17 protein-coding genes are annotated in these 22,357 nt (G+C 67.4%); 10 read left to right on the forward strand and 7 right to left on the reverse strand.

Annotated elements, in window-relative coordinates; all coding sequences use genetic code 11:
• Nucleotides 1-28 precede the first annotated feature (28 nt).
• The 3 genes from C5E41_RS13120 (at nucleotide 29) to C5E41_RS13130 (ending at nucleotide 4,499) form a co-directional block, all read left to right on the forward strand.
• The gene (locus tag C5E41_RS13120; RefSeq protein WP_181063221.1) at nucleotides 29-2,089 is read left to right on the forward strand and encodes a bifunctional phosphatase PAP2/O-acyltransferase family protein; all 2,061 of its coding nucleotides are present in this window, start codon (nucleotides 29-31) and stop codon (nucleotides 2,087-2,089) included.
• A gap of 69 nt (nucleotides 2,090-2,158) precedes the next feature.
• Nucleotides 2,159-2,731 (forward strand): hypothetical protein, encoded by a 573-nt coding sequence (locus C5E41_RS13125; protein WP_104376085.1) that lies wholly within the window; start codon nucleotides 2,159-2,161, stop codon nucleotides 2,729-2,731.
• A 7-nt stretch (nucleotides 2,732-2,738) separates the two neighbouring features.
• Nucleotides 2,739-4,499: an MFS transporter gene (locus C5E41_RS13130; protein WP_104376086.1), complete on the forward strand. Its 1,761-nt coding sequence runs from the start codon at nucleotides 2,739-2,741 to the stop codon at nucleotides 4,497-4,499.
• A gap of 2 nt (nucleotides 4,500-4,501) precedes the next feature.
• Here the strand turns inward: C5E41_RS13130 and C5E41_RS13135 are convergent, their stop codons facing one another.
• Nucleotides 4,502-5,161: a TetR/AcrR family transcriptional regulator gene (locus tag C5E41_RS13135; RefSeq protein ID WP_104376087.1), complete on the reverse strand. Its 660-nt coding sequence runs from the start codon at nucleotides 5,159-5,161 to the stop codon at nucleotides 4,502-4,504.
• A gap of 60 nt (nucleotides 5,162-5,221) precedes the next feature.
• Here C5E41_RS13135 and C5E41_RS13140 point away from each other — a divergent pair, with 60 nt between their 5' ends.
• The 5 genes from C5E41_RS13140 (at nucleotide 5,222) to C5E41_RS13160 (ending at nucleotide 11,127) form a co-directional block, all read left to right on the forward strand.
• The gene (locus tag C5E41_RS13140; protein ID WP_104376088.1) at nucleotides 5,222-6,841 is read left to right on the forward strand and encodes a flavin-containing monooxygenase; all 1,620 of its coding nucleotides are present in this window, start codon (nucleotides 5,222-5,224) and stop codon (nucleotides 6,839-6,841) included.
• Nucleotides 6,838-7,668, forward strand: a complete 831-nt coding sequence (locus C5E41_RS13145; RefSeq protein ID WP_104376089.1) for an SDR family NAD(P)-dependent oxidoreductase — start codon at nucleotides 6,838-6,840, stop codon at nucleotides 7,666-7,668. The genes C5E41_RS13140 and C5E41_RS13145 overlap by 4 nt, the downstream gene beginning before the upstream one ends.
• Before the next feature lie 22 nt (nucleotides 7,669-7,690).
• Nucleotides 7,691-8,617, forward strand: a complete 927-nt coding sequence (locus C5E41_RS13150; RefSeq protein ID WP_104376090.1) for an alpha/beta hydrolase — start codon at nucleotides 7,691-7,693, stop codon at nucleotides 8,615-8,617.
• Between the two features lie 124 nt (nucleotides 8,618-8,741).
• Entirely contained in the window at nucleotides 8,742-10,532 is a 1,791-nt protein-coding gene (locus C5E41_RS13155) for an AMP-dependent synthetase/ligase (RefSeq protein ID WP_104376091.1), read from the forward strand.
• Nucleotides 10,533-10,701: 169 nt separating this feature from the next.
• Entirely contained in the window at nucleotides 10,702-11,127 is a 426-nt protein-coding gene (locus C5E41_RS13160; protein WP_219823149.1) for a VOC family protein, read from the forward strand.
• Nucleotides 11,128-11,191: 64 nt separating this feature from the next.
• Here the strand turns inward: C5E41_RS13160 and C5E41_RS13165 are convergent, their stop codons facing one another.
• Both C5E41_RS13165 and C5E41_RS13170 read right to left on the reverse strand, forming a co-directional pair.
• Nucleotides 11,192-11,617, reverse strand: a complete 426-nt coding sequence (locus C5E41_RS13165; RefSeq protein WP_104376093.1) for a tautomerase family protein — start codon at nucleotides 11,615-11,617, stop codon at nucleotides 11,192-11,194.
• Nucleotides 11,618-11,655: 38 nt separating this feature from the next.
• A complete protein-coding gene (locus tag C5E41_RS13170) occupies nucleotides 11,656-12,357 on the reverse strand; it encodes an SDR family oxidoreductase (RefSeq protein WP_104376094.1) in 702 nt (233 codons plus the stop codon).
• Between the two features lie 117 nt (nucleotides 12,358-12,474).
• On the opposite strand from C5E41_RS13170, the gene C5E41_RS13175 reads away from it, so the two are divergent.
• Nucleotides 12,475-12,975, forward strand: coding sequence for a winged helix-turn-helix transcriptional regulator (locus C5E41_RS13175; RefSeq protein ID WP_104376134.1), 501 nt, complete (start codon nucleotides 12,475-12,477; stop codon nucleotides 12,973-12,975).
• Between the two features lie 77 nt (nucleotides 12,976-13,052).
• Here C5E41_RS13175 and C5E41_RS13180 read toward each other — a convergent pair whose 3' ends face one another.
• Nucleotides 13,053-14,318, reverse strand: coding sequence for a S1C family serine protease (locus tag C5E41_RS13180; protein ID WP_258080935.1), 1,266 nt, complete (start codon nucleotides 14,316-14,318; stop codon nucleotides 13,053-13,055).
• A 271-nt stretch (nucleotides 14,319-14,589) separates the two neighbouring features.
• Here C5E41_RS13180 and C5E41_RS13185 point away from each other — a divergent pair, with 271 nt between their 5' ends.
• Entirely contained in the window at nucleotides 14,590-16,233 is a 1,644-nt protein-coding gene (locus C5E41_RS13185; protein ID WP_104376095.1) for a molybdopterin-dependent oxidoreductase, read from the forward strand.
• Between the two features lie 24 nt (nucleotides 16,234-16,257).
• Here the strand turns inward: C5E41_RS13185 and C5E41_RS13190 are convergent, their stop codons facing one another.
• The 3 genes from C5E41_RS13190 to C5E41_RS13200 all read right to left on the reverse strand — a co-directional run.
• A complete protein-coding gene (locus tag C5E41_RS13190) occupies nucleotides 16,258-17,745 on the reverse strand; it encodes a DHA2 family efflux MFS transporter permease subunit (RefSeq protein ID WP_104376096.1) in 1,488 nt (495 codons plus the stop codon).
• 93 nt (nucleotides 17,746-17,838) lie between these two features.
• The gene (locus C5E41_RS13195; RefSeq protein WP_104376097.1) at nucleotides 17,839-18,537 is read right to left on the reverse strand and encodes a PadR family transcriptional regulator; all 699 of its coding nucleotides are present in this window, start codon (nucleotides 18,535-18,537) and stop codon (nucleotides 17,839-17,841) included.
• A gap of 268 nt (nucleotides 18,538-18,805) precedes the next feature.
• Nucleotides 18,806-22,357, reverse strand: a 3,552-nt coding sequence (locus C5E41_RS13200) for a multifunctional oxoglutarate decarboxylase/oxoglutarate dehydrogenase thiamine pyrophosphate-binding subunit/dihydrolipoyllysine-residue succinyltransferase subunit (RefSeq protein WP_104376098.1), incomplete at its 5' end; no start/stop codon positions are given.

Here is a 22,357-nt window from a genome sequence, read left to right on the forward strand (position 1 = left end):
CTTGCGACACATGTGTTATGACGGTTGTGTGGGGAATCCGTCGCGTCCGGTGCTATGGCGGGACTGTGTGGTCGGGCTCGCGGTCTTCGGGCTGTACCTGGCGGTCGACGCGCTGCACACCCCGGCCCGCCGCGAACTGGCCGATCGCAATGCTCATCGCATCTTCGATCTCGAACAGTGGCTCGCGATCGACTTCGAGCATCCGCTCAACCGCTGGCTCGAGTCGCGCGCGCTGCTCGCGACACTGGCCAACTACGAATACGCCTTCACCTACATCGTCAGTGCCTTCGCGCTGCTGTTCTGGCTGTATTTTCGCCGCCGCGCCGACTACGCCCGCGCCCGTGACTCGTTCCTGCTGCTGAACATCCTGGCCATCGCGTGTTTCGCGCTCTTCCCGGTCACCCCGCCGCGACTGCTGCCCGAGCTGGGCTTCACCGACACCGTCGTCAACGGCCACACCTGGGGGTCCTGGGGTTCGTCGCTGGTGTCGGGTGCGAATCAACTCGCGGCCGTGCCGTCGCTGCACGTCGGCTGGGCGCTGTGGGTGAGCGTGGTGCTGGCCCGGGTCTCCGGCGGCTGGGTGGTGCAGGTGCTCAGCGCCGTGCACGTCGGGCTGACCACCTATGTGATCGTTGCGACCGCGAACCACTTCGTCCTCGATGCGGTGATCGCGGTAGCCTTCGTCGCGGTGAGTATCCAGCTGGTCGACCGCTGGTATGCGCGACCGCCCGTGGTGCCTCCCGCCGACGCGTTCTTCCTGCACATCGAGAAGTCCGGCATTCCGCAGCAGGTGGGTGGCATGGTCGTGTTCCAGCCGCGGGCCGACGGCGGGCCCGGCCTCGCCGCGGTGCGGGAGCTGGTCCAGGGCGAGCTGGCACATCTGCCGCGGTTCCAGCAGCGTCTGGACCAGCCGGGGCGGTGGCGCCGGGCACGCTGGGTGGACAGTCCGGTCGACTGGGACTGGCACGTGACCGAGCGCACGATTCCGGGTAGCGATCCGGGTGTCGCCGATGAGCCGAGTGGTCGAGAGGCCGGGCCCGGGACGGCTTTCGGTGCGGCGACGGCCGAAGTGGCGATGACGCCGAGCGCGGTGGCGCGGCGGGTGGACGGAATCGGCCGGGTGGTCACGGATCTGGCCGCCGAGGTGCTGCCCAAGGATCGGCCGCTGTGGCGCCTCGTGCTGGTGCGCGACCCGGAGGCGGGCGCGATCGGCGTGGTCCTGCTGCTGCATCACGTGGTCGCCGACGGCATCGGCACGGTGGTGCAGGCGCTGCGACTGCTGCGACCGACCATCGATCTGCCGGTGGCCGAGCGTAAACCGCCGAGCTGGGGTACCGCCGTCGCCGGTACCGCGGCCGGCCTGGCGCAGCTGGCCGCCGACGCCCAGCCGAAGGGAACACTGCCCGACGACTGTGTGCGACGCGTGTTCACCGTCTGCTCGCTGGATCTGGAAACCGTTCGGGCCGTGGCCCGTTCGCACCGCGCCCGGGTGACCGACGTGCTGCTGAGCGTCACCGTCACCGCGCTGCAGCGTCTGCGCCCCGACCTGGGTGAGCGATTGCACGGGCAGATCCGGGTGGCGGTGCCGTTGATGGTGCGCGACCCTACGACGGGGGCGGAGGGCAATTCGACCGCCGCCGTGATGATCGATATCCCGCTGACGGCGGCGACCCCGGCCCAGCGACTGGCCGAGATTCGCACTCGCAGCGACCGGCTGCATTCCGGAACCCGGGCGCTCGCCTCGCATTTCGTGATGGATCGGGTGCTCAGGCTGTTTCCCGAACCGGCGGTGGGAGCCTTCGCGCGGTCGGTGTACGGCGGGCGGTTCTTCCACGCGATCGTCTCCAATATGGCCGGCCCCGATGTGGCGATGACTTTCGCGAATATGCCGATCACCCAGGTGTTTCCGATTCTGCCGTCGGCGCCGGGAGTGCCGCTGGTCGCCGGGGTGCTGAGCTGGAACGGCGAATTGGGGATCGGGCTGTCGGTGGATCCGGCGATCCTCGATGCCCGGGCAGTCGTCGCCGAGTTGCCCGACGTACTGGCCGAACTCGCCGACGCCACATTCGTGTCCGATAAGCGTCCGTAGCCCCGGCCCGGCGAGTAGTCTTCGAGCGAGTTGATCACCGAGCCTACCGTCACCGAGGGAGGCCGCATTATGTTCAATCGTGGGATCGCGGCGAAAATGCTTGCGGCATGCGCACTTACCGCGCTGGTGGCCGCGGCGGCCGCCTGCGGCAGCGGTGATTCCGACGGCAAGTCCGCCGAATCGTCGAGTAGCGGGGCCCAGACGGTGACCCAGGCGGTCAGCCGGAACTTCGAGCGCTTCTTCGACGGATCCACCTCCGCCGACCAGAAGATCGCCCTCTTGGAAAACGGGCCCGCCTTCGCCGCCGTGATCAAGGCGCAGGCCGATTCGCCGATGGCCGAATCGGCCTCGGCCAAGGTCACCAATGTCGCGAGCATCAGCACCGATCACGCCGACGTCACCTTCGACGTGCTGTTCAACGGCACCCCGGCGCTGTCCGGGCAGCAGGGCGGCGCGGTGCAGATCGAGGGCACCTGGAAGGTGACGGCCGCGACCTTCTGCGCGCTGCTCACACTGGAAGGCGCGGCCCCGCCGGTGTGCGGTGCGGCCTCGGGGACGCCGAGTCCGGCTGCGCCGCCGGCCTCCGGCGCGACCCCCGCGGCGCCCGGTAACCCCACCATTCTTCCCGCGCCGACCAGTTGAGGTCGCGATGACGTCGTCGGACCCGTCGGACCGCCCCGGTGCCGGATCGGGTCGCCCGCAGCGCCGCGACGCCTCGGCCGCACCGGCTGCCGGGGCGGGGGCGGGCTCCGAATCCGCTGCGCCGGGGACCGGTCCCGTCGCGAGTGCGCGTGCCGAGACCGCGGCGGCGAGCGGTGCGGTCGGCGCGCAGCCGGTGGATTCCACTGCGGCGCAACCTGTATCGCCCGGCGCCGCGCGTCCCTACGTGGCGCTCGCGGTGGTCACGGCCGTCCTGTTCGTCACCTTCCTCGACACCACGATCGTCAGCATCACCCTCGGCGCTGTCCAGTCCGACCTGCATGCCGGTGTCGTGTCGCTGCAGTGGGTGGTGAATGCCTACACGCTGGTGTTCGCGAGTCTGATGCTCACCGCGGGAACCCTCGGCGACCGGTGGGGCCGCAAACGCGTCATGGTCGGCGGGCTGGTGGTGTTCGCCCTCGGCTCGGTGTTGTCCGCGGTGGCCGGCAGTGTCTCGATCTTGATCGCCGGCCGTGCGGTGATGGGGGTCGGTGCGGCCGCCTCCGAACCGGGCACGCTGTCGGTGATCCGGCACATCTTCCCCGGTCGCGGCGCCCGCGCGAAGGCGCTGGGCGCGTGGGCGGCGGTCTCCGGATTGGCGCTGGCGCTGGGGCCGGTGATCGGCGGCCTGCTGGTCGGGGCGTTCGGCTGGCGCTCGATCTTCTGGTTCAACCTGATCGTCGGCGTGATCGTGCTGGCGGCGGCGCTGAAATTCGTGCCGGAGAGCGCCGATCCGCAGCCGGGCCCGGTCGACTGGGCCGGATTCGTCCTGGGCGCGACATTTCTCGGCTGCGTGATCTACGCGGCCATCTCCGGTGAGCAGGTGGGCTATTCGGCCGCCTCGGTGATCACGCTGTTCGTGATCGGAGCGATCGCCCTCGTCGCCTTCCTGGTGGTGGAGTCGCGCGCGGCCAATCCGATGTTCGACTTCCACTACCTGGAGCGCCCACTGGTGCGCAGTGCGCTGGTGGTCGCGTTCGCGGTCTACTTCGGGATCTTCTCGATCTTCTTCTTCACCGCGCTGTATCTGCAGGAGGTGGTCGACTATTCGGGCTGGCGAACCGCGGCGGTGTTCGGCCCGATGGCCGTGGCCATCATCGTCGGCTCGCTGATCTCCGGATTCTGGGTGGCACTGCGCGGCTCCCGCACACCGATGATCGCCGGCTGCGTGCTCGGCGCCGCGGGGATTCTGCTCACTCGCCAGTTCCTGGGCGTCACAGTCGAATTCACGCCCCTGGCACTGGCCCTGATGCTGGCGGGACTCGGGTTCGGGATCGCCGTGGTGCCGCTCACCTCCGCCGTTCTGTCCGGGGTGCCGGCAGAACACTCCGGTATGGCCGCCGCGGCCACCAACACCATGCGTCAGGTCGGCGCCGTGGTGGGTGTGGCCGTATTGGGGTCGCTGGTCAACTCTTTCCTGAACTCCGACCTGCGGGATCGGTTGCAGCAGATCGGCGTTCCGGCGAATTTCCAGGCCATCGTCATCGACGCCATCGAGACCGGCGACGTTCCGGCCGGGGGTGACGCGGCGGCCTCGGCCGCCTACGGGCCGATCGTGAACCGGGTCATCCATGCCACCTACGAGGCCTTCCATCGCGGACTCGAGGTGGCGCTGCTGGTGTCGGCGATCATGATTCTGGTCGCCGCCGTGGTCACCGCGCTCTGGCTACCCCGGCGCGGCGATCGCGCCGGATACGTGCACGAGGAGTGAGATCACGCGGGCAGGATGCTGCCGTCGGCCGAACCGGCCAGCCATTCGGTGAGCACGGGATGCATGGCGAGCGCGGGCAGTGCGCCGACCAGGGTGTCGATCAACTCGGTACGGCCGATCTGCTCCTCCCGCAACCAGATCAGCGTCGTCTCCTCGACGAACGCGATCCAGCCGCGGAAGACCAGGCGAAGTCGCGGCAGTTCGGGATCGTCTGCCGCGAGCGGGGTTTCGGTGAGGATGCGGTCCACCATGGCATCGCGGGTGGCGTCGGCGAGGGCCATCAGTTCGGGGCTGCCGCTGGCGGGACCGCGCAGCAAGCCCTGATAGGAGATCCGGTTCTCGCTGACATAGTCGATGTAGCGTTCGACCGCGTCGCGCAGCATGCTGAACAGATCGAGGCTGCGGTCGGGCATGGTGCGAGCGAGTAGTTCCTCGTTGGCGCGACGCACGATGGCGCGCTGGAAATCCTGTTTCGAGGCGAAATAGTGGAAGAGCAGGCCGCGCGAAATTCCCGCCTGCCGCGCGATCTCCCCGATGGAAATGTCCTCCAGCGTGCGGTCGCGCAGCATTTTCACGCCCAGAGACACCAGCTGTTCGCGGCGTTCGTCCGGGCTCAGCCGTACCCGTTTGGTGCCGGGACCGTTGTGACTCACGGTTGCCATCCTACTGAACGGTAGTCAATACTGTTGACTCCTGCTCAATAGGATCGTAGGGTTTGATACATGAGTCGTAGGGTTACAGACATCGACCGTAGCGCCGCGCTCGGAGGTGGCAGCTTGCGTGACCACGGAGAGCACCGCGGAGGCCGGGATGAGCGGAGCCGCAGTGCAGCGGGGGCGCGTCATGTGCATACGTTGATCGTCGGCAGTGGATTCTCGGGGCTGGGTCTGGCCATCCGGTTGAGCCAGCAGGGTCGCGACGACTACCTTGTGCTCGAGCGCGGCAACGACGTCGGTGGCACCTGGCGCGACAACACTTACCCCGGCGCGGCCTGTGATGTGCCGTCGCAGCTGTACTCCTACTCGTTCGCGCTCAATCCGAACTGGTCGCGCTCGTTCTCCAAGCAGCCGGAGATCCAGTCCTACATCCAGAGCGTGGCCGACCGTCACGGCGTGCGAGACAAGCACATCTTCGACTGCGAGATGACCGGCGCCCGGTGGAACGAGGAGCAGGCCCGCTGGGAGGTGCAGACCAGCAAGGGCGCGTTCACCGCCGATATCCTGGTCTCCGCCGTCGGCGCGCTGTGTGAGCCGAACCTGCCGGATATCAAGGGCATCAACGATTTTCGGGGCCGTGTCTTCCACTCCGCGCGCTGGGATCACGAGGCGGATCTGACCGGCAAGCGGGTCGCGGTGATCGGCACCGGCGCCTCGGCCATTCAGATCGTGCCGTCGATCGCGCCGAAGGTGGCCCATCTCGACGTGTACCAGCGCACCGCGCCGTGGCTGCTGCCGCGGTTCGACCGCCCGTACACGCTGCCCGAGCGGCTGGCCTTCAAATACGTTCCGGGCGTGCAGAAGTTGTCGCGCGCGGCCATCTACGCCGCCCGCGAAACGCAGGTCGTCGGCCTGGCGAAATTCCCGCCGGCCATGCTCGCGCTGGAGGGCCTCGCCCGGCTGAAGCTGCGGCTCGAGGTGCCGGACGCGCGGCTGCGGGAGAAGGTCACGCCGAACTTCCGCATCGGCTGCAAGCGCATGCTGATCTCCAACGAGTACTATCCGGCGCTCGGCCGCGACAACGTCGACCTGGTGACCGACGGCATCCGCGAGATTCGCGCGAATTCCATCGTCACCGCCGACGGCACCGAGCGCGAGATCGACGCGCTCATCGTGGCGACCGGATTCCACGTCACCGATTCGCCGGTGTACGAGACGATCTCCGGTCGCGACGGCCGCACGCTCACCGAACTGTTCGACGAGATCGGGCAGCAGGGCTACAAGGGCGCGGCGATCCACAACTTCCCGAACATGTTCTTTTTGCTCGGCCCGAACGTCGGCCTCGGCCACACCTCGATGGTGTACATGATCGAATCGCAGATCAACTACATCGCCGACGCGATCGCCACGTTCGACCAGCGCGGCCTGCGCACGGTCGAGGTGCGAAAAGACGCGCAGGACAGCTACAACCGCGATCTGCAGCACCGCATGTCCAACAGCGTCTGGCTCAACGGTGGTTGTGCCAGCTGGTATCTGGACAAGCACGGCAACAACACCACGCTGTGGCCCGATTTCACGTTCCGCTTCCGCAAGCTGACCGAGAAATTCGACGTCGCGGCATACGACACGACCCGAGCGACCGACGGGGCCGCGGGTCCCGATCTGAAAGTGGTAGCAGCACAGTGAGCAATGACGCGTATTTCACGGGCAAGGTATGTGTGATCACGGGCGCCGGCTCGGGTATCGGCCGCGCGCTGGCCGAGAATCTGGCCCGCCGGGGCGCGAAACTCGCCCTCTCCGATATCGATACCGACGGCCTGGCCGAAACCGTCCGCCGCGTCGAGGCGCTGGGTGCGCAGGTGAAGTCCGATCGGCTCAACGTGGCCGAGCGTGAAGCGGTGCTGCTCTACGCCGACGAGGTGAAAAAGCACTTCGGCGTGGTGCACCAGATCTACAACAACGCCGGTATCGCCTTCCACGGCGAGGTGGTCGACTCCCAGTTCAAAGACATCGAGCGGATCATGGATGTCGATTTCTGGGGCGTCGTCAACGGCACCAAGGCGTTCCTGCCGTACCTCATCGACTCCGGTGACGGCCACGTGATCAATGTGTCGAGCCTGTTCGGCCTCATCGCGGTGCCGGGCCAGAGTGCTTACAACGCGGCCAAATTCGCGGTGCGCGGATTCACCGAATCGTTGCGCCAGGAGATGATGGCGCGCAAGCACCCGGTCAAGGTCACTTGCGTCCACCCCGGCGGTATCAAGACCGCCGTGGCGCGCAACGCCACCTACGCCGAGGGGATCGACGCCCAGAAGTTCTCCTCGTTCTTCGACAAGCAACTCGCGCTGCACACCCCGGAGATGGCCGCGCAGGTCATCACCGAGGCCGTACGCAAGGGCCACGGCCGGGTGCTGATCGGCTGGGAGGCGAAGGCGCTCGATCTGTTCGTGCGCACCACCGCGTCCTACTACCAGCGCATCGCGAACCTCGTCAACAGCCGATTCCTGCCCTGATTCGCCGCGGGAACCGACTGTGATGCCTGGTCGTTCGAAACCCTTGTCCTTGCCGCTGCCCGTCGCGCGGGCCGTCCTCGGGCCGATGTTCCGGTTCGCGATGCACAGCCGGCTGCCGTGGGAGGCCCAGCGCTACCTGCTCGACGCCGGTTCGGTGCTGCAGACGCTGCCCGCCGGCACCCGGGTGCATCGGATGCGGCTGGGCGGGCGTCCCGCCGAGCGCGTGACCGCCGGACCGGCCGACGGCCCGGGTGCGGTGCTGTACCTGCACGGTGGTGGATACACCATCGGGTCGCCGGCCACCCATCGGTCGCTTGCGGCGCATCTGTCGCGCGAAATCGGTTGTCCGGTCTATGTTCCGGACTATCGGCTGGCGCCGGAACATCCGTATCCGGCCGCGCTCGACGATGCCGAGGCGGCATTTTCGGAGCTGGTGTCCACCGGGCTCGCGCCGCAGCAGATCGCGGTCGCGGGCGATTCCGCCGGCGGCGGCCTGTCGCTCGCGCTGGCGTTGCGCCTGCGTGACGGGCACGGAATGCGGCCCGCCGCACTGGGTTTGATCGCCCCGTGGGCCGATCCGAACGAGCTGCCGGCGCGCGAGCGGGATCTGGTGGTCAACAGGGCGTGGTCGCGGTTGTGCGCCGCCGCCTATCTGGGCGACGGCGATCCGCTGGATCCGGGCTACGCGCCGCTGCTGGGGTCGCTGGATGGGCTGCCCGCGACCTACGTCCAGGTCGACGAGGGTGAGTTGCTGCATTCGCAGTGCGTGCGCCTGGCGGCCGCGCTGCGGGCCGCGGAGGTGCCGGTTCGGTTCTCGGTGACGCGCGGGCTCTGGCACGTCTCGCAGCTGCAGGCCTCGCTGGTGGCGCCGGCCGCGCTCGCCGCGCGCGAACTGGCAGGATTCCTCGGTCAGTCGCTGCAACCAGCGCAAACCGGATCCATAGGATAGAAGCCGTAGGACAGGTTCCGCCCGGCCGCACCCTTGTCGGAAATCCTCGACCGGGCGGCCAGGCGGAACCTGCCGTTGTGGCTGGCGTAAATTACTGGCGAGTAGACCACGTGGAAGGGCACCGATGCGAGAGTTCGAAGTCCCGGCTACCTACACCATCCCCGAAGACGCCAATATGTCCGATGGCGCCTTCCGGCACGCCGAGCGCACGCCCGGCCTGGTGGTGTTCAACAGGCCGGACGGCAAGGGCGGTTGGACAGATGTCACCGCGGCGGAATTCGCGAAGCACGTCACCGCGGTGGCCAAGGGACTGATCGCCTCCGGCATCGAACTCGGCGACCGGGTCGCCATCCTGGCCTCCACCCGGTACGAGTGGGTCGTGCTGGACTTCGCCATCTGGGCGGCAGGCGGCTGCACGGTCGCGATCTTCGACAGCTCCTCCGCCGAACAGGCGCGCTGGATCCTGTCGGATTCGGGCACCAAGCTGATCGTGGTCGAGAACGCCCGGCACCGGGCCACCATCGCCGACATCGAGGATGGCCTGCCCGAACTGGGTGAACCGCTGGTGATCGACGACGGTGCGATCGACACCCTGGTCGCCCGGGGCAAGGACCTCGGCGACGAGGCCGTGCACGAGCGCCGCAAGCAGGTCAAGGCCGCGTCGCCGGCGTCGCTGATCTATACCTCCGGCACTACCGGCCGGCCCAAGGGCGTCATGCTCTCGCATGCCAACCTCTACGCCGAATCGGCTGCCGACCGCGCCGCGATGCCGCAGTTCCTCAAGCCGGGCCACCGGTCGCTGCTGTTCCTGCCGCTGGCCCACGTCTTCGCCCGCGCGGTCGCGCTGGCGGCCTTCGACGCGGGCGTCACCGTCGCGCACACGGCCGACTGGTCGACGCTGGTCGAGCAGTTCGGCGAGTACAAGCCGGACTTCATCCTCTCGGTGCCGCGCGTCTTCGAGAAGGTGTTCAACGGCGCGAAGCAGCAGGCGCACGACGGCGGCAAGGGCAAGATCTTCGATGTGGCCGCCGACACCGCCGTCGAGTACAGCCAGGCGCTGGACAACGGTGGCCCGGGCCTCGTACTCAAGGTCAAACACACCGTGTTCGACAAGCTGGTCTACGGCAAGCTGCGCGAGGCCATGGGCGGGCAGTGCAAGTCCGCGGTCTCCGGCGGCGGCCCCCTCGGGGCGCGGCTGGGCCACTTCTTCCGTGGCATCGGCGTCACGATCTACGAGGGCTACGGCCTGACCGAGAGCACCGCCGCGGTGTCGGTGAACACCCCCGAGCACCTGAAGGTCGGCTCGGTGGGCCGCCCGCTCGGTGGTCACGCCGCCAAAGTGGCCGACGACGGCGAGCTACTGCTGCGCGGTCCGGTCGTCTTCGCCGGCTACTGGAACAACCCGGCCGCCACCGAGGACGCCTTCGACGACGGCTGGTTCAAGACCGGCGATCTCGGTGCGATCGACGAGCAGGGCTTCATCACGATCACCGGTCGCAAGAAGGAAATCATCGTCACCGCCGGCGGTAAGAACGTCTCTCCGGCGATGCTCGAGGATTCCCTGCGCTCGCATCCGCTGATCAGCCAGGTGATGGTGGTGGGCGACGGCAAGCCGTTCGTCGGCGCGCTGATCACCCTCGACCCGGAGGCGCTGCCCGGCTGGAAGACCCGTAACAACGTGCCCGAGGACACGCCGATCGAGAAGCTGATCGAGCTACCCGAACTGACCGCCGAGATCGATAAGGCGGTCAAGGACACCAACAAGCTGGTCTCGCACGCGGAGGCGATCAAGAAGACCCGCATCCTGCCGGTCGACTGGACCGAGGAGAGCGGTGAGCTGACGCCGAAGATGTCGCTCAAACGCAACGTGGTGATGAAGAACTACGCGGACGAGGTCGAGGCGATCTACGGCTGAGCCCGCCCGTACGCCGAACGGCCCGCCTTCTCGAAGGCGGGCCGTTCTGGTTCGCGACGTGCGACGATATGCGCGATCACCGGCGATGATTTTCTCCGGCTGCCGCCGTCTCATCTGTGGGGCCGCGGCCGCCGGCCGCAGGCCCGTATTCATTCCGGAGGAGGCACTCGTGAAGTCGGCTACCGCATATCTGTTGTTCGACGGTGATGCCGAGGAGGCATTCACCTTCTATCAGTCGGTACTGGGTGGGGAACTGCAGATGGTCCGCTATCGCGACATGGGTGACGGCGGTGGCGGGAATCTGCCCGACGAGGTGGGCAAACGAATCGCCAACGCCGCGTTGACCTGGCGGGAGGACCAGCTGCTGATGGGGTCGGACTGTCCGCCCGATCAGCAGATCAACCACGACAACGTGCCGTTCAGCGTCTGCCTGGATGTGGACGACGAGGCCGAGGCCGGACGGATCTTCACCGGGTTGTCCGCGGGCGGACAGGTCACCATGCCGCTGGGCAAAACCGAGTGGGCGCAGCAGTTCGGCATGGTCACCGACAAATTCTCGGTGCCGTGGATGATCAATCTGTACGGCGGCGAATAGATTTCGACCGCATGCCGTGTCCCGCCGCATCGTCCGCGGCGGGGCGGCGTCGGTGGTGGAAGAGTTAGCTGTAGGGAATGGGTTCGTTGGCGCGCACCCATGCCTTTTCGGCCTCGCTGCCGGCGTCCGGTGGGAACAGTCCGTCGATCATCCACAGATCGCGCGGGGATTCGTAGGTGTGGAATTCCCAGTGCAATCCACGCGCGCCGGTGTAGGGCTCCATGATCGAGTTGAGCCGCTGCGTCGACCGCTTGCGCATCTGCGGGTCGTCCAGATGGCGGGCGAGATGTTCCACGACGATTCGCACGGTGGTGTTCGACGGCTTCCCGCCGACGAAGAAGGACGTCTCCTCGATCTCCCGAAACAGTACGACGACGTAGAACTCCGGCAAGCCGAACGAGGTGTACAACGCGGTGATATCTCGGGCGAAGTCTTGTTTGTCGGCGTCGGAGTAGGTGTCGGCGGGATGGTAGACATGCCACAGTGGCATCGGTGATTCCCTTCGAAAGATGATGTGCGGTAACGGGTTCAGCGGGAGATGGTCAGTGCGAGGCCCTCGACGGGGCCGGACAGCGCCGCCTTCACGCCGCGCGTGACGTCGTCGACCAGCACCTCGGTATCGCCGCGCAGCACGCCGTCGAAGACGGCCTCGGCCACCACACTCGGCGCGAGCTTGTCGCCCGGGAGGCGCTGCACCATCTCGGTGTCGGCGAATCCCAGATGAACGCCGACCACCTGCGTGCGCTGTGCGGCCAGTTCCAGCCGCAGCGAATTGGTCAGCGACCACAGCGCCGCCTTCGACGCACCGTAGGCCGCCGCGCCCGCGGCCCAGGACAGCACCGAATGGATGTCGATCAGGACGCCGCCGCCGTTGTCCGCCAGAATCGGCGCGAATGCCTGGGCTACTCGCAGCGCGCCGAAGACGTTGGTATCGAACGTGGTGACGATGTCGGCCATATCGGCGGTCAGCAGCGGTGCGGGCAGGAGAACGCCCGCATTGTTCACCACGATCTCGACGTCGCGGGCCCGCAGTGCCGCGGCGGCAACCGAATCTGCGTCGGTGACATCCAGGGCGAGCGGCTCGATGCGGGGGTCGCCGGCGGTTTTCGGGGCGCGGGCGGTGGTGTAGACCTTGGCGGCGCCGCGCCTGAGCAGCTCGTCGGTGAAAGCTCTGCCGAGCCCCCGCTGCCCGCCGGTCACCAGTGCGACCGCGCCTTCGATTTCGGCCATCGTTCGTCCTTTCGGATCGTTCGGGGCGACCGTCCGCCCTGGGTAACGATTTCGTTAGTTAGATGACAGCACAGCTGGCTGAGTAACGCAAGCGTTAGGTAACATGGTCTCGTGTCGATGATGTTCGAGCCGCGACTGAGCGACCGGGATGCCTGGTCGATCGGTGACCGATGTTCGGCCGGACGGGTGCTCGAGTTGCTCAGCACTCGGACGGTATTCCTCGTCGTTCGCGAATGTTTCTACGGGACAACCCGATTCGAGGACTTCACGACCCGGATCGGGACGTCGGCGCCGGCGGTCTCGCGCGCGCTCAAACAGCTCGAATCGGCGGGCGTCGTGGAGCGGGTGCCGTATCGCGAACCCGGTCGGCGCGAACGCGCGGAGTATCGCCTGACCGCGGCCGGTGAGGATCTGTTGCCGATATTCCTGTCGCTGATGCAGTGGGGCGACAAATATCTGCAGGACGGAAAGCCGCCGCTGTCGTTCGTCGACCGGGAATCCGGGGCGGTGGTGAGGGTGCGGGTGACGCCTGAGCAGGTACCGGACAAGAAGGCCGACGAGATCGAGATCCGGGTGAACTCGTCGGGGCGGAAGCGACCTTCGCCGGCCGCGGACTGAGAGGACGGCGGCCGATACGCGAACCCCGCCGCATCCTCGCTGGGATGCGGCGGGGTCGGATGTCGTCGGCCGCAGGGTCAGCCGACGGGTCCCTGGGCGAGCGACGCTCGACCGGATTCGCTCTGTCCGGAGCGGTCGACCCACGTGAGTGTGACGGTGTCGCCCGGGTGATGCTGATCCATCGTGTTGGTCATGGTGGTCGCCGAATCGATGCTGTGACCGTCCAGCCCGGTGATCACATCGCCTGGGGCCAGGCCCGCGGCCTGTGCTGGACCGCCGCTCACGATGTTGCGGACCAGCGCACCCGAACCGTTGGCATCGCTCATCGTGATACCGAGGAACGCCGAATCGCCGATGTGCACGTGGTCCGAACTCTTACCCGCCTGGATCTGCGCGGCGATCGTCTTCGCCGTGTCGATGGGAATCGCGAAGCCCTGACCGCCGCTCGCGCCGAGCTGGAAACCCTGGGAGGCAGCGGTATTCACGCCGACCACCTGGCCGGAGCTGTTGATGAGCGGACCGCCGGAATCACCCGGCTGAATGTTCGCGGCCACCTGGATGAGCCCGGTCAGCTGCTCGGCGGCGCCGGCCGATTCGTCGCTGGCGGTGATGGACCGGTCCAGTGCGGTGACGCGTCCGGCCGCGGCGGTCGGGGAGCCGGTGCCGCCCGCGTTGCCGACACCGACGATGGCGTCGCCGACCTTCACCTGGTCCGAATCGCCGAGCGGCGCTGTCTGCAGGCCGGAGGCGCCCTGCAACGTCACCACGGCCAGATCGTCTCGACGGTCGAATCCGGCGACGCTGCCGCTGTAGGTGCGGCCGTTGCCGAGGTCGGTGACCGAGATGTCCGTAGCACCTTCCACGACGTGGTTGTTGGTGAGGATGGTGCCGCCCGAGCCGAGCACGATGCCGGTTCCGGCGCCCGCGCCGTTCTGCATGCCGAGCTCGGTGTTGATCACGACGATGCCCGGCACTACCGCATTCGCCGCCTGCTCCAGCGCCGTGGACTGCGGTTGCGAATCGACCGGCTGCACCACCGAACCCTGGCCGTGGCCGAACGGGGCCGCCTGGCCGGGGCCGTGGGCGTCGATGCGGGAGCCGACCAGGGCGATGGCGAGCGCCACCACCGCGACCAGGGCCGCCAGCATTCCGAAGGTCAGGCCGTGCCGTGGCGCGCGTCCTCGCGGCGGGTACTGCTGCTGTCCCGGATACTGCCCCGGGTAGGGCGGCTGACCTGGATACCCGTGCGGACCATACGCGCCCGACCGTGGTTCGTACGGTCCGGGCTGGTGCGGCCGATTGCCCTCGTTCGGATACACGCTCATCACGTCCTGTTCGGTCACATCCTGTGTGTCGGCTCGGACCCGGGCCCCGACGCATTCGGATCCTTGTATCAATTAAGCGCGCGATTCCTGAGAAGTGGCTGGGTCCTTGCCGTGGAACTGCCGACGTGGGCCGGATCACGCCGGGCGTGAGTGGTGGTTGCGTGGTCATCGAGGTCGGTCCCGCCGTCCGGCAGGCGGAATCCGCCCTTTCTGACGAATCTGTGACGCTGTGGTCGGTGCGGCCGTTCGGGCGGGATCGTCGGGTGGAATCCGCAGTACGCTCGCGGTTATGGCCGGATCGGGACTGCGCGCGGCCTGCGGGATCGTCTCCGCGGGGCTGGCGCTGGGTGTCGCGGAACTGGTGTCGGTGCCGGTGGGGTCGGGGAGCGCGCCGTTGGCGGCGATCGGGGCGACGGTGGTCGACCACACGCCCGACGGGGTGCGGGAATGGGCGATCGACACCTTCGGCACCGACGACAAGATGATGTTGTACCTGCTGATGGGTGTGGTGGCGCTGATCGTCGCGGCGCTGGCCGGGGTGGTCGAGCGAACCGCGCGGCCGATCGGATCGGTGGTGCTCGGCGTCTTCGGTATCGGTGCGGCATGGGCTGCGCTCGAACGCCCTGCGGCCGATTGGACCTGGGCGTTGCCGTCGTTCGTCGGGGTGGCGCTGGCAATTGTGTCGCTGCGGTGGCTGATCCGGCGATACGAGGCGGTCGGTGCGCCGGCCATGGCTCGGGGTGGTAGCGGTGGCGGGGCCGCGGCGGCGGAAATTCGGATCGAAGGTGAACAGGTCGGCGCGGGCTCGGGTGGCGGTGCCGGCGCACACGGAGCCGCATGGCCGCGCCTGGCGAAACCCGATGTGGCGCAGGTCGATCGGCGGCAGGTGATCCGGGGGATCGTCGGGGTGGGAGTACTGGCGGTGGCGGCCGGAATCGCCGGGCGCGTACTCGGGGCGAGCGCGCGCAGTGTGGCGGGGGAACGGGCGGCGGTGCGGTTGCCGCCGCCGAATGTGCCTGTGCCCCCGGTGGATCCGGCCGCGGATCTGCGGGTACCGGGACTGGCGTCGTATTTCACCCCGAATTCCGACTTCTACCGGATCGACACCGCCCTGACCGTTCCGCAGGTCAGCAAGGAGACGTGGTCACTGCGGATCCACGGCATGGTGGACCGCGAAATCCGGCTCGATTACGCCGATCTGGCGCGCCGGCCGTCGGTGGAGCGCTTGGTGACGCTGACCTGCGTCTCGAATCCGATCGGCGGCGATCTGATCGGCAACGCGAGCTGGCTGGGCTATCGGCTCGACGAGTTGATCGCCGAGGCTGGGCCGCATCCGGACGCCGATATGGTGTTGTCGCGCAGTGCCGACGGCTTCACCGCTGGAAGTCCGCTCGCCGCGCTCACCGACGGTCGCGACGCCCTGCTCGCGGTCGGCATGAACGGTGAGCCGTTGCCCGTCGAACACGGGTATCCGGCCCGGTTGGTCGTGCCCGGACTCTACGGTTACGTCTCGGCCACCAAGTGGGTCACCGAACTCGAGATCACGAGATTCGATCGCGCCCAGGCCTATTGGACGCGGCGCGGCTGGTCCGAACGTGGGCCGATCAAGACCGGCACCCGTATCGACACCCCGCGCGGTGCCGTCCGGGCCGGGAAGGTGACGATCGCCGGTGTGGCCTGGGCGCAACATCGCGGCATCGACGCCGTCGAGGTCCAGATCGACAACGGCCCGTGGCAACCCGCCCGCCTGGCCGCCGAACCGTCCGTCGACACGTGGCGGCAATGGAGTTACGACTGGGACGCCTCCGCGGGCACGCATACCGTCCGCGCCCGCGCCACCGACGGCACTGGAACGGTTCAGACCGCGGAGGTCGCCGACGTCATCCCGGACGGGGCGAGCGGCTACCCGTCGCGGACGATCCGAGTCGGGTAGCCGCGCGACCTCCGCCGGCCCGGTTCAGCCGGGGATGCCTGCCTTCTCCGGTTCGGTACCCGCTTCGGCCTTCTGCTGCTTCTTCGCCGAGTTGCCGATGAACAGGGCCGAAGCCACCACACCGATCAGCAGAATCGCGCCGGGCAGGATCATCGCCTGGCCCAGGGCCGTGCTGAATTTGTCGAGGATCTGCTCGGGGATGTGGCCCATCCCGGTGCCGCCGCCCTCGCCGAACTGACCGCTGCCCAGCCCCTGAGCGGACATGCGGGCCGAGATCAGCGCGCTGATCGCCGCGCTACCGAGCACCGAACCAACCTGCCGGGTGGTGTTGTAGACACCCGCACCGGCGCCCGCCTGATGAATCGGCAGGTTGCGGGTGGCGGTGGAGGCCAGCGGAGCCCAGATGCAGGAGTTCGACAGACCGGCGACGGCCGCGACCACCAGGAACAGCACGATGGAGCTGTCCGGCTTCATCAACGCCGCGAAGCCGAAGACGGTCAGGGCGAACACCAGGAAACCGAGAGTGGGCAGAATGCGCGGCGGCATCCGGTCGGAGATCTTGCCGATGAACGGCGCGGTCAGACCGGTGACGATCGCCATCGGCGCGAAGACCAGCGCGGCGCGGGTGGGGGTGTATTCGCGCACCGCCTCCAGGTAGAAGTACGCCGGCACCATCAGCGCGGTGACCGCGGCGCCCATAGCGGCGATCGCGACGCTGGACATCGAGAAATTGCGGTCGCGGAACAGGCTCAGCGGCACGAGTGGCTCGTCCTTGTTGCGTGCCTGGTTCACCACGAACAGACCCAGCACCACCAGGCCCGCGATGATCATCGTCCAGATCCAGGCGTCCCAATCCCGGGTATTGCCCTCCTGAATGCCGAAGACCAGCAGGAACATGCCGACACCACTGAGCGCCACACCCACGAAGTCGAACTTGTGCTGGTGAGTCTCCAGATTCGGAACCAGCCACATCGCCAGCGCGAACGCCACCACGCCGATCGGCACGTTGATGTAGAAGATCCAGTTCCAGCCCTGCCAGTCGACCAGCACACCGCCGAGGATCGGGCCGACCAGTGTCGCGAGGCCGGCGACGCCGCCCCACAGCCCCATCGCCGCACCACGCTTGTCCGGCGGGAAGGTGCGGGTGATGACGGCCATGGTCTGCGGCGTCATCAACGCCGCGCCCAAGCCCTGCACCGCGCGGGCGGCGATCAGCATCTCCACATTGGCCGAGACCGCGCACCACAGCGAGGCCAGGGTGAAGACCGCCAGACCGGCCAGGTAGACGTTCTTCGGGCCGAAGCGATCGCCGAGGCGCCCGGTGACCAGCAGCGGTACCGCGTAGGTGAGCAGATAGGCGCTGGTCACCCAGACGACCTTGTTGATGTCGGTATGCAGATGCTGCATGATCGCCGGATTGGCCACCGCGACGATGGTCATATCCAGCAGGATCATGAAGAATCCGACGACCAGCGCGGTCAGCGCCAGCCACGGATTTCTTTGCGATGTCATAGATTTCGTTCCTGTTCCCGGGATCGATCGACGACGACGACCGATGGGTGGTTCGTATGAAGGTCTCGGGGCGCGCCGCGTACCTGCGCCCGATCAGTGCTCGGCAGTGGTCGCACCACCTTTCCGCAGCTCGGCGAGTACGTCGTCGGTCAAGGCCGCGCCCCAATCGTGGCCGAGGTCACCGGTTCCGTTGGGGCAACGGGTTCCGCTGTCGTCGAATTCCAGCCACGGCAGCGAACCGTCGCGCAACTCCTCGATGAGACCGCGTAACCAGGTGACTTCGTGCTGTGCCACCCCTCGCAGATAGTCGATCACCATCCAGTACCGCCGGGGTACCTCGCGGGAGCGCGCCCATTCGCGGATGGCGTCGAGATCGGTGATGTCGTTGTCCAGCCAGCCGATCCGCTCGGTGATCAAGGTGATCACCTCATCGACCGGAAGATTGTGTGCCTCCGCCAAGCCGATGGGAAAGATCGGATATTCGCGCGTCGGCTGCCGGACGATATCGGCGATCCGGGTGCGCAGCGCCGCGGTACCCGCCTCGGTGATGGAGTACGTGGTGCGTTCCGGCCGATTACCCGAACGCTCAGTACCCTCCGCCTGGACCAGTCCTTCTTCGGCCAGCCGGGTCACCGTGTGATAAAGCGAGCCGGGGCGAATCTTGAGCAGATTGTCCTTCCGGCGTTTGAGCAGCAGTTGATACATCTCGTACGGGTGCATCCGGTCTTCTTCCAGCAGCGCCAGTACCGAGATCGCCAACGGCGTCAACGTGGCACCCGGCTGCTTGGACATCGGTCTCGACTCCCTTCGTCACTGCCGCCGCACACTACGCGGGCGGACCGACATGTTCCGGCTCAAATATTCCACGCCGAATATACGACGCGGAAGTCGGTAGGTGCAAGGTTGTTTCACTCAGTACGACGATCGAAGACCCCCGAATGTGACGCGGCGGGACGTGACGCGGCCCGATGTTGGGTGCCGGGTCGGGCCCCGGATACGACGAACGCCGGGTCGAACCGCTCGGCAGAGCGATTCGACCCGGCGTCCGGGGCGGTACGACCTAGTCGGTGGGGGCGAAGGCTTCGTCCACGATCTCCTGCTGCTCCACGGCGTGCACCTTCGACGAACCCGAGGACGGGGCCGACATGGCGCGGCGAGAGATGCGGCGCAGCTTGTTGAACCGGTCCGGCAGGATCTCCGGCAGGTTCAGCCCGAAGAACGGCCAGGCGCCCTGGTTGGCCGGCTCCTCCTGCACCCACGCCAGATCCGTGGCGTTGGGGTAGGTCGCGAGCTTCTCGTTGAGCCGGTAGGACGGGATCGGGTACAGCTGTTCGATGCGCACGATCGCGACGTCGTCACGGTTCTTCTTGGCCTTCTCGGCGACCAGTTCGTAGTAGAGCTTGCCGCTGGTCAGCAGGATCCGCTTGACCTTCGACCGGTCGCCGTCGCCGCTTTCGTAGGTCGGTTCCTCGAGCACCGAGCGGAACTTCGCGTCGGTGAAGTCCTCGACGTTGGAGACCACGGCCTTGTTGCGCAGCATCGACTTCGGGGTGAAGACGATCAGCGGACGGCGGATGCCGTCGAGCGCGTGCCGGCGCAGCAGGTGGAAGTAGTTCGACGGGGTGGAGGGGACCGCCACCGTCATCGAACCCTCGGCGCACAGCTGCAGGAACCGCTCGATGCGACCGGAGGTGTGGTCGGGACCCTGACCCTCGTGTCCGTGCGGTAGCAGCAGCACGACCTCCGAGAGCTGACCCCACTTGGCCTCACCGGAGGAGATGAACTCGTCGATGATCGACTGGGCGCCGTTGACGAAGTCGCCGAACTGCGCCTCCCACAGCACCAGCGCATCCGGATTGCCCAGCGAGTAGCCGTATTCGAAACCGACCGCGGCGAATTCGCTCAGCGCCGAATCGTGTACCGCGAACCAGCCGGGGTTCTCGCTGCCGATGTTGTGCAGCGGGGTGTACTCGGCGCCGGTCTTGCGGTCGATGATCACCGAATGCCGCTGGGTGAAGGTGCCGCGACGCGAGTCCTGGCCGGTCAGCCGGACCGCTCGGCCCTCGTCGATCAGCGTGCCGAAGGCCAGCAGCTCGGCGAAGGCCCAGTCGATCTTGCCCTCGTAGGCCATCTCCCGGCGGCGCTCCAGCACCGGCTTGACGCGCGGGTGCACGTTGAAACCGTCCGGCACGCCGAGGAAGGCGTCGCCGATGCGCTGCAGCACCGACTTGTCCACGGCGGTGACGACGGTGCCCGGAACAGTCTGCTCCTGCTCGACCGACTCGCTCGGCTCCGGCGGGTACTTCTCCAGCTCGCGGACCTCGTTGAACACCCGCTCCAGCTGACCCTGGTAGTCGCGCAGGGCGTCCTCGGCCTCTTTCATCGAGATGTCACCGCGGCCGATCAGGGCCTCGGTGTAGGACTTGCGGACGCTGCGCTTGGTGTCGATGACGTCGTACATGTACGGCTGGGTCATCGACGGGTCGTCGCCCTCGTTGTGGCCGCGGCGGCGGTAGCAGATGAGGTCGATCACCACGTCCTTGTGGAACCGCTCGCGGAAGTCGGTGGCCAGCCGGGCCACCCAGGTGCACGCCTCCGGGTCGTCGCCGTTGACGTGGAAGATCGGCGCGCCGATCGACTTGGCGATATCGGTGGCGTACTCGGTGGAGCGGCTGTTCTCCGGAGCGGTGGTGAAGCCGATCTGGTTGTTCACCACGATGTGCACCGTGCCGCCGACGCGGTAGCCGCGCAGGCCCGACATGTTCAGCGTCTCGGCGACCACACCCTGGCCGGCGAAGGCCGCGTCACCATGCAGCATCAGCGGCACGACCGAGAAGGTGCGCGCCTCCTCGCCCTTGGTGACCAGGTCTTCCTTGGTGAGCAGGTCCTGCTTCGCGCGGACCAGACCCTCCAGCACCGGGTCGACGGCCTCGAGGTGCGACGGGTTGGCCGTCAGCGAGACCTCGATGTCGTTGTCGCCGAACATCTGGATGTAGGTGCCATGCGCGCCGAGGTGGTACTTCACATCGCCCGAGCCATGGGTGGCGGCCGGGTTCATATTGCCCTCGAACTCGGTGAAAATCTGCGAGTACGGCTTACCGACGATATTGGCCAGCACGTTCAGGCGGCCGCGGTGCGGCATGCCGATGACGACCTCATCGAGCCCGTGCTCGGCGCACTGGTCGATGACGGCGTCCATCATCGGGATGGTCGACTCGGCGCCCTCCAGCGAGAAGCGCTTCTGGCCGACGTACTTGGTCTGCAGGAAGGTCTCGAACGCCTCGGCCGCGTTCAGCCGCGACAGGATGTACTTCTGCTGCGCGACGGTTGGCTTCTCGTGCTTCTGCTCGACCCGGTCCTGAATCCATTGCAGCTGTTCGGTTTCCAGGATGTGGGTGTACTCCACACCGACGTGGCGGCAGTACGCGTCGCGCAGCACCGACAGCACGTCGCGCAGCTTCATCCGCTCCTGGCCGTGGAAGCCCGCGACGTTGAATTCGCGGTCGAGATCCCACAGGGTTAGACCGTGCTGGGTGACGTCGAGGTCGGGATGGCTGCGGAACTTGTCCTTCACCAGCCGCAGCGGATCGGTGTCGGCCATCAGGTGGCCGCGACTGCGATACGCCGCGATCAGCTCCTGGACGCGCACGCTCTTGTCGACGCCGCGCTCTTTGATGTCCTTGCGCCAGCGGACCGGCTCGTAGGGCACACCCATGCCGTGGAAGATCTCGTCGAAGAATTCGTCGGAGATCAGCAGGTTGTGGATGGTGCGCAGGAAATCACCCGACTCCGCGCCCTGAATGATGCGGTGGTCGTAGGTGGAGGTCAGCGTCATCAGCTTGCCGATACCGATCTCGGCGAGCTGCTGATCGCTCATGCCCTGGAATTCGGCCGGGTACTCCATCGCGCCCGCGCCGATGATCGCGCCCTGACCCGGCATCAGCCGCGGCACCGAGTGGTTGGTGCCGATCGTGCCCGGGTTGGTCAGCGAGATGGTGACGCCGGTGAAGTCATCGGTGGTGAGCTTGCCGTCGCGCGCCCGGCGCACGATGTCCTCGTAGGCGCTGTGGAACTGCGCGAACGACATCGTCTCGGTGTTCTTGATCGCCGCGACGACGAGGGTGCGACTGCCGTCCTTGCCCGGCAGGTCGATCGCCAGGCCGAGGTTGGTATGCGCGGGGGTGACCGCGTTCGGCTTACCGTCGACCTCGGCGAAGTGGCGGTTCATGTTCGGGAACGCCTTGACCGCCTGGACGATCGCGTAGCCGAGCAGGTGGGTGAACGAGATCTTGCCGCCGCGGGTGCGGGCGAGGTGGTTGTTGATGACCAGCCGGTTGTCGATCATCAGCTTGGCCGGGATGGCGCGCACGCTGGTCGCGGTCGGAATGGTCAGCGAGGACGACATGTTCTTGACGATCGCCGCGGCCGGTCCGCGCAGCACCTTCGACTCGTCGGCGGCCGGTTCGGCCGGGGCGGTCTTGGCGGGAGCGGCGTTGGAGGTCGGCGCCGGGGTGGTGCTGGCCTGTGGCTTGCTGCCGCGGGCCTGCGGCGGCGCGGCGGCGGCCGAGGCGGCGGCGGTGGCCTTGGGCGCGGCCGGAGCGGGGGCCGCCGG

It is taken from the genome of Nocardia nova, assembly GCF_002933465.1.
Lineage (GTDB): Bacteria > Actinomycetota > Actinomycetes > Mycobacteriales > Mycobacteriaceae > Nocardia > Nocardia nova_B.